At 42.7% G+C, this 14,328-nt stretch carries 17 protein-coding genes; 8 read left to right on the forward strand and 9 right to left on the reverse strand.

Annotation, left to right across the window (positions count from 1 at the left end):
* Nucleotides 1-172: 172 nt before the first annotated feature.
* Both ACQY1X_RS17915 and ACQY1X_RS17920 read right to left on the reverse strand, forming a co-directional pair.
* Nucleotides 173-1,786 carry an HsdM family class I SAM-dependent methyltransferase gene (locus tag ACQY1X_RS17915; protein ID WP_430014960.1) on the reverse strand — a complete coding sequence of 538 codons (1,614 nt, stop codon included), beginning with the start codon at nt 1,784-1,786 and terminating at the stop codon, nt 173-175.
* Nucleotides 1,779-2,006: an AccI family restriction endonuclease gene (locus ACQY1X_RS17920; protein ID WP_002800619.1), complete on the reverse strand. Its 228-nt coding sequence runs from the start codon at nt 2,004-2,006 to the stop codon at nt 1,779-1,781. The genes ACQY1X_RS17915 and ACQY1X_RS17920 overlap by 8 nt, the downstream gene beginning before the upstream one ends.
* Nucleotides 2,007-2,467: 461 nt before the next feature.
* Here ACQY1X_RS17920 and ACQY1X_RS17925 point away from each other — a divergent pair, with 461 nt between their 5' ends.
* From ACQY1X_RS17925 to ACQY1X_RS17945, 5 genes are all read left to right on the forward strand, one after another.
* Complete coding sequence (locus tag ACQY1X_RS17925; protein WP_149977968.1) at nt 2,468-2,896, forward strand: hypothetical protein; 429 nt, start codon at nt 2,468-2,470, stop codon at nt 2,894-2,896.
* 933 nt (nt 2,897-3,829) lie between these two features.
* Nucleotides 3,830-4,885 carry a photosystem II D2 protein (photosystem q(a) protein) gene (psbD, locus tag ACQY1X_RS17930; protein ID WP_002737445.1) on the forward strand — a complete coding sequence of 352 codons (1,056 nt, stop codon included), beginning with the start codon at nt 3,830-3,832 and terminating at the stop codon, nt 4,883-4,885.
* A 145-nt stretch (nt 4,886-5,030) separates the two neighbouring features.
* Entirely contained in the window at nt 5,031-5,558 is a 528-nt protein-coding gene (locus ACQY1X_RS17935; protein WP_430013262.1) for a DUF3011 domain-containing protein, read from the forward strand.
* 280 nt (nt 5,559-5,838) lie between these two features.
* Nucleotides 5,839-6,066, forward strand: a complete 228-nt coding sequence (locus ACQY1X_RS17940) for a hypothetical protein (protein ID WP_430013263.1) — start codon at nt 5,839-5,841, stop codon at nt 6,064-6,066.
* Complete coding sequence (locus tag ACQY1X_RS17945; protein WP_430014961.1) at nt 6,023-6,325, forward strand: type II toxin-antitoxin system RelE family toxin; 303 nt, start codon at nt 6,023-6,025, stop codon at nt 6,323-6,325. Before ACQY1X_RS17940 ends, ACQY1X_RS17945 begins: the two co-directional genes overlap by 44 nt.
* A 334-nt stretch (nt 6,326-6,659) precedes the next feature.
* On the opposite strand, the gene psaK is transcribed toward ACQY1X_RS17945, so the two are convergent.
* Nucleotides 6,660-6,926 carry a photosystem I reaction center subunit PsaK gene (psaK, locus tag ACQY1X_RS17950; protein WP_002736399.1) on the reverse strand — a complete coding sequence of 89 codons (267 nt, stop codon included), beginning with the start codon at nt 6,924-6,926 and terminating at the stop codon, nt 6,660-6,662.
* 120 nt (nt 6,927-7,046) lie between these two features.
* On the opposite strand from psaK, the gene ACQY1X_RS17955 reads away from it, so the two are divergent.
* The gene (locus tag ACQY1X_RS17955; RefSeq protein ID WP_430013264.1) at nt 7,047-7,685 is read left to right on the forward strand and encodes a phosphoribosylanthranilate isomerase; all 639 of its coding nucleotides are present in this window, start codon (nt 7,047-7,049) and stop codon (nt 7,683-7,685) included.
* Nucleotides 7,686-7,748: 63 nt separating this feature from the next.
* On the opposite strand, the gene folE is transcribed toward ACQY1X_RS17955, so the two are convergent.
* The 3 genes from folE to ACQY1X_RS17970 all read right to left on the reverse strand — a co-directional run bounded on the left by folE (nt 7,749) and on the right by ACQY1X_RS17970 (nt 10,467).
* On the reverse strand, nt 7,749-8,447 hold the full coding sequence (folE, locus tag ACQY1X_RS17960; protein WP_002751379.1) for a GTP cyclohydrolase I FolE: 699 nt from the start codon (nt 8,445-8,447) through the stop codon (nt 7,749-7,751).
* A gap of 49 nt (nt 8,448-8,496) precedes the next feature.
* Nucleotides 8,497-9,225: an SDR family oxidoreductase gene (locus ACQY1X_RS17965; RefSeq protein ID WP_287700162.1), complete on the reverse strand. Its 729-nt coding sequence runs from the start codon at nt 9,223-9,225 to the stop codon at nt 8,497-8,499.
* Between the two features lie 336 nt (nt 9,226-9,561).
* A complete protein-coding gene (locus ACQY1X_RS17970) occupies nt 9,562-10,467 on the reverse strand; it encodes a hypothetical protein (protein ID WP_123230753.1) in 906 nt (301 codons plus the stop codon).
* 44 nt (nt 10,468-10,511) lie between these two features.
* On the opposite strand from ACQY1X_RS17970, the gene ACQY1X_RS17975 reads away from it, so the two are divergent.
* Complete coding sequence (locus ACQY1X_RS17975; RefSeq protein WP_002737932.1) at nt 10,512-10,919, forward strand: hypothetical protein; 408 nt, start codon at nt 10,512-10,514, stop codon at nt 10,917-10,919.
* A 273-nt stretch (nt 10,920-11,192) separates the two neighbouring features.
* A complete protein-coding gene (locus ACQY1X_RS17980) occupies nt 11,193-11,552 on the forward strand; it encodes a hypothetical protein (RefSeq protein ID WP_002735775.1) in 360 nt (119 codons plus the stop codon).
* Here the strand turns inward: ACQY1X_RS17980 and nblS are convergent.
* The 3 genes from nblS to ACQY1X_RS17995 all read right to left on the reverse strand — a co-directional run bounded on the left by nblS (nt 11,533) and on the right by ACQY1X_RS17995 (nt 14,242).
* On the reverse strand, nt 11,533-13,524 hold the full coding sequence (gene nblS / locus ACQY1X_RS17985; RefSeq protein WP_002735697.1) for a two-component system sensor histidine kinase NblS: 1,992 nt from the start codon (nt 13,522-13,524) through the stop codon (nt 11,533-11,535). The genes ACQY1X_RS17980 and nblS overlap by 20 nt on opposite strands.
* Nucleotides 13,525-13,639: 115 nt before the next feature.
* The gene (locus ACQY1X_RS17990; RefSeq protein WP_002737573.1) at nt 13,640-13,987 is read right to left on the reverse strand and encodes a DUF4359 domain-containing protein; all 348 of its coding nucleotides are present in this window, start codon (nt 13,985-13,987) and stop codon (nt 13,640-13,642) included.
* 75 nt (nt 13,988-14,062) lie between these two features.
* Entirely contained in the window at nt 14,063-14,242 is a 180-nt protein-coding gene (locus ACQY1X_RS17995; RefSeq protein WP_002738058.1) for a hypothetical protein, read from the reverse strand.
* Nucleotides 14,243-14,328 lie beyond the last annotated feature (86 nt).

A 14,328-nucleotide genomic window follows, 5' to 3' on the forward strand; every position in this document is an offset into this window, starting at 1 on the left:
GTTTTCAGTTCACTGATTGCTGTTCACTGTGGGGATAACCCTAGCATCATAACCGATTGACTTTCATTCAGTAGTCGGTGTGCAGAGACGTTGTTAGCTGGCAATCACTTGCTTCAATGAATGTGCATGGTGCGTTCCCCAAAAATCTATCGGTGCAGCAGTAGGATCCAGATTAGGGAACGCACCCTGCATCGATAGCGATCGCACTATGGAGCGCAGCGGAATTGCCGTCCGCTGCAGCGCATTGTTGGGAGTCCATAAGTCTTTTGATCAGAGCATTACTCATTAGAATTGCTTTTTGGTGATCATTTTGTGCAATACTAATTACTTCTTCAGCATCTTCATCACTGATCATTTCAAATTGTTTCTGGCTTGGACATAGGCTATCGTTCAAATCCCTTGGTTCAAACTTGTCTAATTCATCACCATAACTTCGTTTATTTATTTTTATTATTTCCTGTCCAATATCACTGAGCAAATACACAAATAATTTATTAATACATTGTTCTCCGAATTTATTTGGATAAAAGGAATGAAAGCAGGTAAAATTTATTGCTGTTGTGAAATTGCGTATTACTTTTAACCTGCCCCTGCTAAAGACACCGAATAAAATTGGAGCCGGTTTTCTCTTTTCAATTTTGTACCAGGTGTTCCTTGTTTTTGTAAGATACCTCCCATGGTATCCCAATTTTTCGCCTTCTTTTATGTAATTTCGTATTTCAGAGTTGTCGTGATCTTTTACATCTAAACAATGGACTGGCTTATCCTCATTGTATAGTATATTAAAATCATGCTCAGTAAATACTGCTTTGCGGATTTGAGAGCTTTTTGTAATACACTTACAAATATTGTTATCACTTAACTTCCGTTGCTCAATTTTTGATTTTTTTAACGCAAAAAATTCATTTGCGCCAGTAGCAATACCTCTCGTAAACGTACCGTATAGGGACAACTTACAGAAGCCATTTGGAGATAGTTGTTCAGTGAACAATGATGAAATGATAGGTGTCCACTTTTGGTTGTATGGTAAATTCGATGGTTCGATTTCCCACTGATAGAATTTACTAATATCAGATATTTTATCTATTTCATCAATTTTTTTGATCTGTAAAATTTTAATGGTTTCTTTTTTTCCGTCATTTTTACAAAGAAGCACACAAACAGTTGTCGTTGCCTCTGGGAAAATTTCTTTTTCATTGGCAAAGATTATTATTTGCTTCAATAAATGATTTTCAAGGAGACTTTTTTTGATTTCTTTTCCGTAGCCAGTATTAAAAAATTCAAAAGGCATAATATACGCCAAGTTACCATTGATTTTAAGTTCTCTTAAAGACTTGACAAGGAATACGGAAGAGATATTAGAGTAACCGATAAGTTTCTTCCCTATTTTTTCTTCAATTTTTGGTAATATATCATGACGCTTAAGAAATTTCTGAAATCGCATATATGGTGGATTACAAATGATACCGTCAAATTTTTCAGTTTCAGCTTCGAGGTAATCACTATTGATAACTCTCAAATAAGGACTGTCACCATTACGATTGAGAAACTCAAATATATTTCTATCAATCTCATATCCAATGAAATTTACTTGATTACCTGAAGGTATTTTTATTGCTTCATCATAAAAAACGCCTAAGCCAAACGCTGGGTCTAATACTGTTTCTGGATTATCTTTTAAAACCCACTGTACCATGAGGCGAGCAACGCACATAGGTGTAAAAAACTGACCGTAATCCTTCCTATGATTAAGTGGAGTTTCAGCTATATATTTTAACTCACGCATTAATAACATCCCTTAGAAATATTTTATTATCAAGGTATCCCTTGCCGCCTGCAAAAGTCACATAAAAAAGCAGACGACCCCTGTCTAATTCTTTCAGAGCCGATTTATGTTCAGGCATATCAATTTTTCCAATGACTTCTTTTCCAATTTGCCCATTGATCTTGACAGATTTAAAGTTTTTTCGGGCTTCACTAAAGTTGACAATGTTGACGCTCATCATAGTTGTACATGGTTAAGTATAATTGTTATTATAGTTCTGTCCAAATCTGGTTGGCAAAACCCAAAGGCTTGGGGGAACGCACCCTTGAGATGCGATCGCTTGCTTAAAGTCCATAATCTTGGTGCGTTCCCAGGAATTTATTGGCGAAGTAATTAGGAGTTGTCGTGGGGAATGCAGCCTACAAGATCGGCGATCGCACTAAAGTTGACAATGTTGACGCTCATCAGAGTTGTACATAGTTAAGTACAATTGTTATTATGGTTCTGTCCGAATTCGGTTGGCAAAACCCAAAGGCTTCGGGGAACGCACCCTACAGCGATAGCGATTGCACTAGGACGGACGCACAACAAATCATAAAACAATTGGGGTATATTGATTAATTTGCTAGTCGCAAAAAACAGAATATCTGCTCTCAAACACTTTAGCTTAAAAATAAAAAAATGCAATTTTTAAACCAATTTATGACAAATATTCAGATATCACTTAACTGGTTTGTATCAAATAGTGAAGTGATCAGAAATGTAGCTCAAACCCTTCAGTCTATCGTCACCATTGTTGGTATTTTTGCCACTGCAATTTGGTTTTGGCAGAAAAGACAAATTCAACCCAAGGCGATAATTACTCACAAAATCACTCATCATTGCATTCATAGCAATATGCTACTAAACAACAAAATTTTGTTGATTCGTATTATTGCAAAGATAGAAAATATTGGTAATGTGCTAATAAGGATTGATCACGTCGAAGCAAGAATTAATTGGGTATCACCTATTATAGAAGATGTTATTTACTCTATCCAAGAAGCGGAACAATTTGAGAATTTACAAATCGATTTTCCAGGAATATATTCAAAAAAGGTAGATCTAAAAAAAAAGGTGAAATCATTGTAATTGAACCGGGGGAATCGGACGATATATACTGCGATTTCATACATAGAACAGATAAATATCCAGAGAAAATTAAAACTATAATGATTTACTTTTATGCTAGAAATATAAAATCTCATGGTCAACTGATGGGATGGTCTTTTGAGGAATGTTATAATTTTGACGATAGACCTGAAAATGGAGAGTTCTAATGTATGATTCTGGGCAAGAGTCTTGCGATTCTAAGCAAGAGTCTGAAAATATGAATGTTCTTGACAAGCTTGTTCGAGATTGGACAGAGTTACTAAATCCGACTAAGGAAATGCATCAGAAACGGGCCAAGCCGCCTTCCCCCCCGGTAGGGCAAAAAAAACCACCTGAGCAATATCCTCCTGAAAGTGACGAACCCAAGTCTGCCACATAACCATTAATTATACTGGGCGTTGCTGATTTTAAGGATGAATTGTCTTTGAGGAAATTCTTAAAACCAAAAACTGAGTTAACTTGTGGATACGATGCACAATCGCTTCCTTTAGTATTCATATCTCGATTCAGCAACGCCTTATACCGCCTCCTGCGATCGAGCAACCCCCTCTATATTATCCCACTTGCATAGATCCAACACCACTAAATAAAACCCAATACGACACTAGGCGGTTTAATCACCTCAATTTGGGCATAATTGCCGCACAGAGGGGTCTAGCATCCCACTCAAGCGGATTTTGCCGCATTTGCCAATGACAACAGCTTTGAGGGCGCGGGAAGTGATCTCCCGAAAAATTTTAGATTTTCTTAAGATCGACCTAAAAAATATTGGTCATTTTTTCCAATATAGTGTAAGTTAAGAAAAGTAAAGATTTCTCACAATTCTTCCACACATCTGCTCGCCTGCTCGGATAGATGGAGAAGAGAGGGCGGAATCTTAGCAATAATATACATTTTTCGGAGAAAACCCCCATGACCATTGCTGTCGGACGCGCCCCAGAAAGAGGGCTGTTTGATGCTCTCGATGACTGGCTCAAAAGAGACCGTTTCGTCTTCATCGGTTGGTCTGGTTTACTACTCTTCCCCTGCGCCTTCATGGCCCTAGGTGGATGGTTAACCGGCACCACCTTCGTCACCTCCTGGTACACCCACGGGTTAGCCAGTTCCTACCTGGAAGGCGGCAACTTCCTGACTGTAGCCGTCTCCACCCCCGCCGATGCCTTCGGTCACTCCATCCTCTTTCTCTGGGGACCGGAAGCCCAAGGTAACTTCACCCGTTGGTGTCAAATCGGCGGTTTATGGCCCTTTGTCGCCCTGCACGGTGCTTTCGGCCTGATTGGCTTCATGCTACGTCAGTTTGAAATCGCCCGTTTAGTCGGCATTCGTCCCTACAACGCCCTCGCCTTCTCTGGCCCGATTGCGGTGTTCGTCAGTGTCTTCCTGATGTACCCCCTCGGTCAGTCTAGCTGGTTCTTTGCCCCTAGCTTCGGCGTGGCTGGTATCTTCCGTTTCATTCTTTTCTTCCAAGGCTTCCACAACTGGACCCTGAACCCCTTCCACATGATGGGTGTAGCTGGTATCCTCGGTGGTGCGCTTCTCTGTGCTATTCACGGAGCGACCGTAGAAAATACCCTGTTTGAAGACGGTGAAGGTTCCAACACTTTCCGAGCTTTTGAACCCACCCAAGCGGAAGAAACCTACTCCATGGTCACTGCGAACCGTTTCTGGTCGCAAATCTTCGGCATCGCTTTCTCCAACAAACGTTGGTTACACTTCTTCATGCTCTTTGTCCCCGTGACTGGTTTATGGATGAGTGCTGTGGGTGTGGTGGGATTAGCCCTTAACCTCCGGGCCTATGACTTCGTTTCTCAGGAATTGAGAGCGGCGGAAGACCCGGAATTTGAAACCTTCTACACTAAAAATATTCTGCTTAACGAAGGTCTGAGAGCTTGGATGGCTCCCCAAGACCAACCCCACGAAAACTTTATCTTCCCTGAAGAAGTATTACCTCGCGGTAACGCTCTCTAAAGATGGCAAGAAAATTTACCGAATAGGGGGAAGGGTGAAGTTAAATCACCCTTCTTTTTTGTTGATTAAGGCACTTCAAGCACTACTACTCATTTTCTTGATACCCCTGTAAGATAAACTAGAGAATTTCTTGGAGATAAAAACAATGTTTCGCCAAATTTTATTATCTAGTCTCGGTTTGTTGCTAATTTATCCCCTGGGGAGCGAGCCAGCAGCGGCCAGAACCACGAGAATTAATTGTGAAAGTCAAAGCGGTCGCACTACTCGCTGTCCCGTCAACGCTAGACGGGCCCAAGTCAGATTAATCCGCACTCGCTCCGCTGCTCCCTGTGAGGGTAATTGGGATTTCGAAAACGGCAATATTGTGGTGAGAAATGGTTGTCGGGGCGAGTTTGAGGTACGCACCGACAACCATCACGGTAATTCTGGTGGCGGTTGGGAAGATAATCTTTACAAAGAATTTCGCCTCCCCAATATCGGTCGTTTTGTCGTCGATCGCCGCAGTTATTATGATAGTGGCAGAATTAGAGAATTTGATGCGATCGTTAATGGCAGTCGCGAACGTTGGTGGGCCAATTGTCGTGGTGGCGAACTCGGCAGCGGTAGTCGTCGCATCCGCTCATCCCGGGAAATCGATCGAGTAGTGGACTTTGTTTGTGAGGATCGGGGTTAAATATAGAAACCAAAAACCTATCTAAAACCTTTTGAAGTTACTCATTTATATAGCTAGATAGCTAAAATGAGTAACTTTTACTGAAGATAGATTTTAAGAACGTTATCAGGTAAGCTAAGACCCACTTTAACCGCCTATTTTTAGATTACCTGAATCTCTCCCAATCTCTTGACTTGCCTCGAACAGTGGCTTGAGAAAACTAAAATCCTTAAGATAACTGCTGTAAGAAACCCGTTTTCTTGATCTGCTGCTAGAATTCAAGTAGATTGGAGGAAAATATATGGAGCCGGCAAACACCTTAGATGCTCTAATGCTCAAAACTATCATCAAGGAAAGCGTCCGCGAAGTTATGCGGGAAGAATGGTTTAAATTCTTCGAGATGCTGATTCCCTATGTTGATGATATAGAACAAGCTGACATAGAAGCAAACTTTAATCCTGTTGATTACAAAGACGACCGCTTCGTTGATATTACAGACTGGTTTAATCGTGAAGATCAGAATCAGTAGATCAGCCAATAAATTTTTGGAGAAACTAGATGCCAATAGCCGAAAATCTGTTTTGACTAAAATTAGTATTCTCAAAACCTGCCTTGAAACTCAAAACGTTTATCCCCCTGAAGAACTTGATATCAAAAAACTCAAAGGTGAGTTGAAAGGATTCTCCAGAATTCGTGTTGGCAAAATGCGAGTTATTTTTGAAATCGGCAAGGAGACAGACGAAATCTTTATTTATGAGATTAACTTTAGAGGCAATATTTACGATTAATTAAGCGATTGGCAACGTTCGGATTTACCAATTATTTTCGATACTTCTTTCCGCAGCTATCTAACTTTCATGAGTTGATTTAGCAAATACTGCTTCTTCTTCGTCAGCAAAGTATCCAGCTTCGACTTGGGCCACTGCTTTCTTAATTTTCTCGCCAGCAGCCAGAATAATCACCCGATCTGGACGATTACTAGACTTCTGGCATAATTAACTTTTGAGAGTTCAAAAATGGGAAAAATAGGGATGAAGTTGCCTAAAATCTCTTTATGCCTAGTTCTCCTGACTACTGGCTTCTTACTCCTCTCTCTGAGGTTTACTGGTCACTGATTACTGATTAGAGAATACCCGCATTAGAAAGACCGAGAACCAGTCCCGCACCGAGAATATGGCCAAAACTCATGGTAGCCAATAATTCTGGCAGACCGAAGCTTTTTTTCGAGGCTAACTGCGGTAAGGGTAAAGCAGGGCCGGCCCCGGTATTTTGGATGGCAAAATAACCGATAACGAAGGCTACTAGGTTAGCTAAGGTCATGGTAATCCCGACGGATAAATTCCAGGGAATGGTTTGAGCAGTGGCTAAAAGTAAGGTGGAAGGGATCATTGGCACTCCAGTCTTGATAAGATTTTGTTAATCACAGGGCATTATAAAAAGCTCTTGACCCGAAACTGCTTTTTGTTTGAATACTTAACAGTTTTTGTAACGTTTTGTGAATAAGATTAAATGCGAATTAAAATTTGCGGCATTACCCAACCAGACCAAGGACAAGCGATCGCTAATTTAGGAGCTACGGCCTTAGGTTTTATCCTCGTACCAAGTTCGCCTCGTTACGTCAAAATCGAGCAAATTAACGCTATTATCGCCGCTATACCCGAAAAAATTGATTTTATCGGGGTTTTTGCCGACGAGCAACCCGAAATTATTCAGCAAATAATTTTTAAAACCCCCTTGACAAGTGTGCAGTTACATGGTAGGGAATCTCCCGAATATTGCCAAAGGCTGCGGCAATTATTACCCGACCGGGAAATTATCAAGGCTTTGCGGATCAAAGACAGAGAAAGTTGGGAAAAGTCGGCAATTTACTTCAATAGCGTCGATACTTTACTTTTAGATGCCTACCATCCCCAATTACTCGGCGGTACGGGACATACCTTAGACTGGCAAGCCTTAGCCAGTTTTTCGCCCCCCTTGCCCTGGTTTCTCGCCGGAGGACTCAACCCCGATAATATTGGTGAAGCTTTAACCAGGCTGCACCCCCAGGGTATTGATGTGTCTAGCGGCGTTGAGCGATCGCCTGGTGATAAAGATCTCAAAAAAGTCGCCCTCTTGCTAGAGCGACTGCAAAAAATCAGTGATCAGTGATCAGTTAGAAGGTTTTGGGTGTTGGGGTTTTAGTTGAATTCCCCCATTTCCCCATTGCCCTGACTAGAAGAAATTAGGTTTATGACGGATCAGGTTAAGATACTCCTCGCGGGTTTTCTGCTCGTCTTGGAAGACTCCTAACATGGCGCTGGTGACAGTCCAAGATCCCGGTTTCTGCACCCCGCGCATCACCATGCACATATGGGTTGCTTCCATGACTACCGCAACCCCTTGGGGGTCGAGAATTTCTTGAATCGCTTCGGCAATCTGACGGGTGAGGCGCTCTTGGACCTGTAAACGACGGGAATACATTTCCACAATGCGGGCCAATTTACTTAATCCGACCACCTTTTGGTTAGGAATATAGGCAACGTGGGCCCGACCCATGAAGGGTAACATATGATGTTCACAGAGACTAAAGAAGTCAATATCGCGCACTAATACCATCTCATTATGACCTTCATCGAAAATCGCACCATTAACGAGGGTTTCTAGGGATTGTTGATAGCCCTGGGTGAGAAACTGCATCGCTTCGGCCACCCGTTTGGGGGTTTTTAATAAACCTTCTCTTTCGGGGTCTTCCCCCACCGAGATCAGGATATTTCTGACCGCATCCATCATCTGTTCTTTGTTTTCGTCGCAAGTCGGATGAATTTGGGCGGTTTTGCCATTGTGGGTGTTGCGATCGGGGCGAGTGGTCACGCGTGCTTGGATAGCGTCGGTTAGATTACCGTTTAAACCGTTAGAAGAAGCTATGGTCATAATGAGGATGCCTGTAGGCGAATTGATTGATAAATAGAAGTATTTCGGGTTATAATGCCCCCGCACTGGGCATAATGGTCATCGTTTCCACTACGGCCTGTTTGGGCAGTAACACCGCTTGCAGAATGGCCTGAGCGATGATATCCGGGGTTAACATGGCCGAGCGATCGAAATCTGCTTTGACGCTATCGCTGTCCCAGATGGGAGTATTGACAGCCCCGGGGGTGATAATCGTGACACGAATGGCGTTGGCCCGCTCCTCGATCGCTAAAATGCGAGAAAATGCCACTAATCCAGCTTTGCTGACACTATAGGCCCCCCAATCAGGAAAAAAATTATCGGCGGCGATCGAGGAAACGTTAATGATCGTGCCTCCTCCCTGTTGACGCATAGCAGGTAAAATCCCCTGCACACACTGGTAAACACTGGTTAAATTCAGGTCGATCACCCGCTGCCAGTCTGACAAAGGTGTGTCAGCTAAGGGATTTGTGTAACCCATGCCAGCATTATTGATCAGGATATCGATCGGTCCGGATTCTTGGGCGATTTTAGCGATATTAGGAGCTACTTCCGGGATATCTGCCAAATCTAAGGGGTAAGCTTGGGCTGATACGCCTAAATCTGCCGCCATTGCCGCCACGGTTGCCAATTTTTGCTGATCGCGACCGATTAAAACCAGATTAATTCCCGCCTTGGCGAAAGCGAGGGCGGTTTCTTTGCCGATGCCGCTACTGGCTCCGGTGATCAGCGCTCGCTGTTGACGAATAACAGAGTTCATGGTATAGTTTGAAATCTCTTAATTCTTGGTAGTTAGGGCAAAATTTTGGCGGTTAGGGGGACCCTAGAAAGTTTTAAGGGAGTTGGGTTAGATCGGAGCAATTTTTCTCGCACCAAAATTGCTGCGGCCCACCCAGGCGGGGGGAAGCATTGACTATCGGGTAGGTTCAAGATTAAGAATCGTTACAAAATTTTACCTAGCCAATTATAGCACTGTTAAGTCAGGGATCACTAATCTTTGTGTATATTTAGATATCTAACCAGCGAGGGAAAAAAGCGGACTGGTTGGCAAGAATTGTTGAGGCTGCCTTGAAACTCCCTCCCCCCGCGCTGAAAACTACTCACCGGAGGAGATGGCAGCGGTGGGTTGAGTGCGATTGACAATCACCACTTGATCGCCGACAACGGGACTTCTAGCGAGGAGAATTCCTTCATTATCCTTCATTTCCAAGCGGCGAAAATCGAGACTTTGGCAACGTTGAAAAACCGAATTAGCCAATTTATCCTGTTGTGATGCCTCGAGACTATACCAATTATCGCCCAAAATAACTACTAGACGACTAGCCAAAAAGTCCGCTTCTATAGTAGAAATAATCCCGGTGGGATAACGAGTAGTTAAATCGGTAATTTCCTCTTGAATAGCTGCGACTAAACTTTGTTCGGGAGTTAATCGTGGTTTTGCTTTAGTAATCGGGACGGGAATCGGTGCCTCTGGTGCGGTTAATTCTGGGGGGGTTTCGATAATTTCCCCGGCTGCCGGTGGGAGACTAGGGATAACTTCGGGCATATTTTCGGCAATTTCCGCCGGATTTTTCGGTAAACTGATCACGGCTACTAAGAGGATAGTGACTAAACTTCCTGTTAACAAGCCGGTGATTAACCAATCGGGAATTTTTTCGCTAATTCCTGCCGGTAAAAGTCGGCGAATTTTGTTCAAAATTGCCGTCCACCAACCTTCCACCTGCTCGAAATCTGGTAAAATATCGTCGATTCCCTCGGCTGCTTCGATGGGAGAATCTGGGGTTAAACTTTGCTCAACTCCGGCGAATTCGTCTGGTTTTAAAGCAGCGGCTAACTGTTGCGTTGAGTTAAGAAGATTATCAATAGCAACTTTTGGGGGTAACACTATCCCCGTTCCCGTGTTAAGTTGGGAAACGATCGAATTTAACTGCTCGATCGCCTCTTGTAGTCGGATCACCGTTTCTGCTTGGCTGAAATTCTCTCGCTCATTTGGTTGAGTCATAATCTTTCTTAACTCGCTGCCATTCTTTTTCAAAATATCATTCTATGCGCCGTTTTCTCAGTTTTTTAACCAGTATTTTCCTTGTCTTCCTAACTGCTTGTGGTAGTGTCACTCCCCCCCAAGAATTTGCCCCCCCTGGAGAAATCGTCACCAAAGCCCTTTTATTACAATTTCGTCACACATCCGATCGCCTTAGTCAATCTTTACAGATCGATGAGCCGTCGGTAAAAATTGCTAAAATTAATGTCACCAGTCTGGAACCGATTTATGTGGGTAATTTGCCCGCTTATCACTTGCAGGGAGATTACGATCTAACTCTACAATTGCCCCATCAAAAAGATACCAAACAACACAACAATTTTGATCTTTATTTACAAAGACAGATCGAGGGGAAAACTTGGCGTTTACTCGAAGAAGTTGCCTCCCAATGGCGCAGCTATTTAGTGAGATAACTGGAAAAAGCCCGGGGATTTTGCTAAGTAGCTGGTTATAATCAAATTGAAGATAGATTTTGGGTTCGATCCCCCCTGCCCCCCTTGATAAGGGGGGTGCCGATAGGCGGGGGGATCTACCCTTGATAAGGGGGGTGCCGATAGGCGGGGGGATCTACCCTTGATAAGGGGGGTGCCGATAGGCGGGGGGATCTACCCTTGATAAGGGGGGTGCCGATAGGCGGGGGGATCTACCTTAGCAATAACAATCCTCAAAGGGAAAATTTAGCGATCATGATTACCTGTCCTCGTTGTCAGCACAAGGTCGATAGTCAAGCCTTACAATGTCCCTACTGTTCTAATATTTTAAAGGCTTATGGTCATCCCGGCATGACCCTACATCAAGCTGTCACTGGCGAGTTTTTGTGTGAGACTTGTCTGTATCATGGCGATGATAGCTGTAATTTTCCCCAACGTCCCTACGCTACCAGCTGCACTTTATACAAAAATAGCCAAATAATAGCCGAAAAAATTCCTCCTCTCCCTCTTCCTAGGGTTTTTAAAAATTGGTGTCTCAGAAATAAGGGATTATTGCTATTATTAACCATGATTTTGGGCAGTATTACTTTGGCTTTTATAAACTCACGTCGTTAATTTTTTTGCTGGCGATCGAGCCTTGATATGAATCTAGATCGAACCAGAAAGTTGTGCCAATTCCCACTTCACTAATCAAATGAATTTGACTATAGTGTTTTTCGATAATATTTTTGACGATCGATAATCCTAATCCCGTCCCTTCTAGGGTATGAACGCGATTTTCTACCCGATAGAAGCGATCAAATATAGCAATTTGATCCTCGGCATCGATGCCAATACCAGTATCGGATACTTCCACGCGAATTTTGAGAGTTTCTTGGGGATTATCTTTGCTGATTTCATAGGCACGAATCACCACTTTACCGCCAGCAGGAGTAAATTTTAGGGAGTTACCGACTAGATTAGTTAATACCTGTAAGAGTAGATCATAATGACCTAAAATTGGCAGTAAATTGGCTTCAATGTCCGAGCTTAATTCTAGTCCTTTATCCCTAGCATTGAGTTGATAAGTCCTCAGGGTTTGTTCGATTAATTGTCCGATATCGAGCGCATCTAAGTTATAGTTACGCGAGGATTCTAACCGAGAAAGATCGAGAACATCATTAACCAAACGAGTTAAGCGATCGGTTTCATGATTAGCGGTTTCTAAAAACTCTCTTTTTTCTGTATCGCTGAGATCCTCACCAAATTCTGTCAGGGTTTCAATAAAAGATTTGATGTTAAATAAAGGGGTTCTTAACTCATGGGAAACATTGCTGATAAATTGACTTTTTGCCTCATTTAATTCTGTTTCTCTGGTAATATCCTGTAGCGTCACAGCAATTCCCCGGACATTCTCCCGATACTGATCGAATACCTGAGTTAACAAAATGCGAATTGTGCAGGGTTTCGGGTGAGTTAAAGACAATCTAAATTCCGCCGGGGAATAGTTATTATTTTCCTGATAAATAACAGCATTTTTCTGATTTTGATTAGCGGATTCTTCTGGTTGGAGGGTTTCTCCTGCTGCAATTTGATAGAGAGGTTTAGTTAGTTTAACCGTTAACTCCGAAGGAAAAAGATGTAGAACATTTTTACCGATAATTTCCTGATCTTCCCAGCCAAATATTTCCCGAGCTGCGGGATTAATCAATAATAATTGAAAGTTAGTATCTAAGAGAATTGCTCCATCAGCAATAGTGGACATTAACGTATCTAGTTTGGCTTTTTCGGCGGTCATTTCTTCGATATTTTGTTCCTCGTATCGTTCTAACTTTTCCGCCATTTCATTAAAACTGAGAATTAATTCCCCTAACTCTCCTCCTAGTGGTAAATCAACGCGCTGCTTAAAATTTCCCGCTGCAATATTTTTGACCCCGACTAATAACTCCTTGATTGGTTTGGTGATAGTTAAAGCATTAAAAACTGCCCCGAGAATCACCATGGCCCAAATCGAGACAAAAACGGCAATAGTAACATCACGGGTTAGATTAGAAGAAGCCACCACAATAGCGTTAGGATTGATCCCGATCGCCAATACTCCCAAATATTTGCCCTCATGATTCAAGGGAACAAAGACATCGGTTACTTCACCGTCGGGGGTTTTATGCTGACGGATGAGGGGAGTTTCCCCATTTTCGCCATAATTTTCCGGTAATTGAATGCGACGCTCGATCGTCAGGGAATTTTTAACTTCGGCGGTAGAATAGGGAATACCGAAAAATATTTCACCCTCCTCGTTAGCGTAGATCAAATAACGCACACTGGAGGTACTACTATAAAAACGGGCTGAAAAACGGGCTAAATCGGTTAAATTGTCCTCAGCAATCAGAGGGGACACATTAGCGGCTAATAACAGCCCTAAATCCCTGCCAAAACGGGTATCATTGAGACGCACATCCTGCTGGATCGTGTTAACCGCCCAAAAGGTTAAACCACTCATCAACAAAGAAACGGCTAAAGTAGCCGCAGCCATTAATTTAGTTTGGAGAGTGAATTCGGACCACCAACGGGCGATCGCTTTTCGGAGAATGGGCAGAAAATTAAACACGGTTAGGCAGCATTAATCGGTGTTCTTAAGGAGTCTATCGCTCAAATCGCGGGTTAACATGATTATCTTAACTCATTATTAAGCTGGTAGCCGTTAAACCAGCACTAATCAAAGCCTAAGTCTCCGAGAAAGTTAAGAAATGCCCAAAAGCGCCAATAGTTCTAATTTTAGCCACCCCCGGTACTTCTGTGGTGTAAATACTGAACACACCTAAATTTTGCCGTTGACTAGAGGTTTCGATCGCTGGTTTTAAGATTTGATTTTTGATCACATTTCTGGCTGCCACCGGTAAAGAATCGATCGAGTCACAGAGACTGATTTTCTCGCAGGCGATTTTGTCGGCATGAGCGAGAAGTTTTTCGGCGGCGTATTCGCTGTAAAGTTCTTGGGGGGGATTGGTAAATCCCATAATCCCCGCTATTACCCCCAGGGCGATCGCTCCCTTGAAGAAATTACCCCCCATAGCTACTTAGCTCCTTGATTTTGTCTTCTCACTCTAATTTTGACAAGACATTTTCGATCTGGCTAGGGGGCAGTGTTAATTTCTTAAACCAATACCGGGTGCATAGCACTCTAGTACATTTCCCGTGAGACTGCAACTAACTAACAGATAATCACAGTGAGAACAGGCGGTGCTAACGAGATGGTGTTCTAAAATATGCTGTCTTTCGGCAAAATTTCCACAATTAGGACAGCGCACTTGTTGCAGGGTGATCATAGCAAACCTCATTAATTAGTTATGTTTTGTATATAAAGCTAGTTTTTCTTGATCCCAATCGGTTTAAGCCTATTTTTTCCTTGATC

Origin of the sequence: Microcystis protocystis FBCC-A270 (assembly GCF_050500235.1) — a bacterium.
In the GTDB taxonomy this organism is placed as follows: Bacteria; Cyanobacteriota; Cyanobacteriia; order Cyanobacteriales; family Microcystaceae; genus Microcystis; species Microcystis ichthyoblabe_A.

Coding starts and splice junctions, on each gene's coding strand:
- ACQY1X_RS17915 (WP_430014960.1), bottom strand. CDS start 1,786: ATGCGTGAGTTAAAATATATAGCTGAAACTCCACTTAATCATAGGAAG.
- ACQY1X_RS17920 (WP_002800619.1), bottom strand. CDS start 2,006: ATGATGAGCGTCAACATTGTCAACTTTAGTGAAGCCCGAAAAAACTTT.
- ACQY1X_RS17925 (WP_149977968.1), top strand. CDS start 2,468: ATGACAAATATTCAGATATCACTTAACTGGTTTGTATCAAATAGTGAA.
- psbD (WP_002737445.1), top strand. CDS start 3,830: ATGACCATTGCTGTCGGACGCGCCCCAGAAAGAGGGCTGTTTGATGCT.
- ACQY1X_RS17935 (WP_430013262.1), top strand. CDS start 5,031: ATGTTTCGCCAAATTTTATTATCTAGTCTCGGTTTGTTGCTAATTTAT.
- ACQY1X_RS17940 (WP_430013263.1), top strand. CDS start 5,839: ATGGAGCCGGCAAACACCTTAGATGCTCTAATGCTCAAAACTATCATC.
- psaK (WP_002736399.1), bottom strand. CDS start 6,926: ATGATCCCTTCCACCTTACTTTTAGCCACTGCTCAAACCATTCCCTGG.
- ACQY1X_RS17955 (WP_430013264.1), top strand. CDS start 7,047: ATGCGAATTAAAATTTGCGGCATTACCCAACCAGACCAAGGACAAGCG.
- folE (WP_002751379.1), bottom strand. CDS start 8,447: ATGACCATAGCTTCTTCTAACGGTTTAAACGGTAATCTAACCGACGCT.
- ACQY1X_RS17965 (WP_287700162.1), bottom strand. CDS start 9,225: ATGAACTCTGTTATTCGTCAACAGCGAGCGCTGATCACCGGAGCCAGT.
- ACQY1X_RS17970 (WP_123230753.1), bottom strand. CDS start 10,467: ATGACTCAACCAAATGAGCGAGAGAATTTCAGCCAAGCAGAAACGGTG.
- ACQY1X_RS17975 (WP_002737932.1), top strand. CDS start 10,512: ATGCGCCGTTTTCTCAGTTTTTTAACCAGTATTTTCCTTGTCTTCCTA.
- ACQY1X_RS17980 (WP_002735775.1), top strand. CDS start 11,193: ATGATTACCTGTCCTCGTTGTCAGCACAAGGTCGATAGTCAAGCCTTA.
- ACQY1X_RS17990 (WP_002737573.1), bottom strand. CDS start 13,987: ATGGGGGGTAATTTCTTCAAGGGAGCGATCGCCCTGGGGGTAATAGCG.
- ACQY1X_RS17995 (WP_002738058.1), bottom strand. CDS start 14,242: ATGATCACCCTGCAACAAGTGCGCTGTCCTAATTGTGGAAATTTTGCC.